Origin of the sequence: Halomonas sp. 707D4, from assembly GCF_024158685.1 — a bacterium.
In the GTDB taxonomy this organism is placed as follows: Bacteria; Pseudomonadota; Gammaproteobacteria; order Pseudomonadales; family Halomonadaceae; genus Vreelandella.
On the sequence record NZ_JAMZBD010000597.1, the window covers coordinates 1 to 1,611 of the forward strand.

Consider the following 1,611-nt stretch of genomic DNA (forward strand, 5'->3'; position numbering starts at 1 on the left):
GTCCTGCTCGACGGTGCAAGCGAGCCCTGGGACAGCGGCAACCGGCCCGCCGGCGAGATCATCCCCGCCGGCGTCTGGCGGGCGGGTATCGACCCGTTCGGGGCGACCTACAACGGCAAGCTGCGCGATCCGGTAACGCTCATCAATTTCCCGATCACGCCTATCACCGGGTTCCGTATCGAGATCAGCGACCCGGATAACGCCGCCGGTGCCATCGACATCGGTCGCATCGTGCTGGGGCTTGCGTTCGTGGCTGAGTTCAATGCCAGTTACGAGCTGGTCATCGACTGGACCGACCAGGCGCAGCACGAGTACAGCGCCGGGCAAACGCTGCGCACGATCAACGGTGGCCACCCCCGGCGACAAACCACGTTCAACCTGGACTGGCTCTACACCGCTGACAGGGCCCGGCTGCTCGAGGAGCTGGCCCAGCGCGGCATGATCGCCGATGTGTTCGTTGACCTGTACCCAGCGAGCACTGGCCTGGAGCGTCTGACCGGCGCGTTCCTTGGGCGCTTGACGCAGGGCTACAGCGACAGTCACTACATCCCCCACGTCCGAAAAACCACGCTCTCGTTCATAGAGGTCTAGCGCATGCCGATTTATGTACCCGATGAGCTGGTCCTCCAGCCCATCAACGCGGGCGACCAGGTCGCGTTCATCACCAAGTTCAACAACACCCAGGCCGCATTCGCGCTGTTCGCCGAGCAGTGCGCGCTCATGGTCAAGAGCATCGAAGGTGCGTTCGATGACGCCATCCAGGAGGCCCAGGGCGCCGCCCAGCAATCGGGGGAGAGCGCCCAGGCGTCGAGCCAGTCCGCCGCCGAGGCCGAAAGATATAAAAACGAGGCGCAGCAGATCGCTATCGGCAATGTGGCGATCACTGACCTTCGTCCCGGTGCCCTGACAGAGCCCGGCGATTACGTCAGCGTCGACGATGAAGGCGAGCTGGCAAAGCGCAATCTAGCCGTCGATGTGAACACACAGCTCACGAGCGGTGAGCAATCCGCGAGCCTGAGCCGCTCGGACGTAGCGAGCGGGGTAGCGACGGACACGCTGGACCTGGCCGAGCGTCAGGTGTTTCGTGTCGATGCCAGTACGCCCCGGACTCTCGATCTCGTCGGCTCGCCCGGTGCCGATCGGGCCATAGTCGTGATCGTGCATGTGAGCGGGCAGGAGGCGGTCACATGGCCTGACAGCATCGTGTGGGATGAGGGCCTGGCGCCGGCGCTAGACTCAGAATTTACCAGGGTCGCGTTGATCTGGGATGGCGTCGAATGGTCGGGTAACGGGAGGGCGCGGGTATGATTGAGGCCATCCTGCTGACCGGCCAAGCCAAGGCTAAACCAGGTGAGGTTGTATTCGCCTCCCGTGGCGTGCACTTATGGAGAGTACCCCCTGGGGTCCACTTAGTGAGCGTTGTATGTGTTGGGCGTGGAGGGGAGTCACGAGTATCTGGAGGCGGTGGTGGAGCATTAGCATACGCCAACGAAATACCAGTCATTCCCGGGGAAGTCATAGAAATAGGCACAGAAACAGATGCGTATTTCAGGAACGACGTCGTGGCGGAAGCAGGGCCGTCTAACAGCAGAAGGGGCGGGGTTGTAATAG

Annotated in this window: 3 protein-coding genes; all 3 read left to right on the forward strand. The window is 62.5% G+C overall.

Going from position 1 to position 1,611, the window contains the following annotated elements:
- Nucleotides 1–591 (forward strand): hypothetical protein (locus tag BIS11_RS17005; protein ID WP_253586643.1); only part of this gene is annotated, 591 nt, incomplete at its 5' end.
- Nucleotides 592–594: 3 nt separating this feature from the next.
- On the forward strand, nt 595–1,308 hold the full coding sequence (locus tag BIS11_RS17010; RefSeq protein ID WP_253422345.1) for a hypothetical protein: 714 nt from the start codon (nt 595–597) through the stop codon (nt 1,306–1,308).
- The coding region (locus BIS11_RS17015) for a hypothetical protein (RefSeq protein WP_253586644.1) at nt 1,305–1,611 on the forward strand (307 nt) is incomplete at its 3' end. The genes BIS11_RS17010 and BIS11_RS17015, both read left to right, overlap by 4 nt.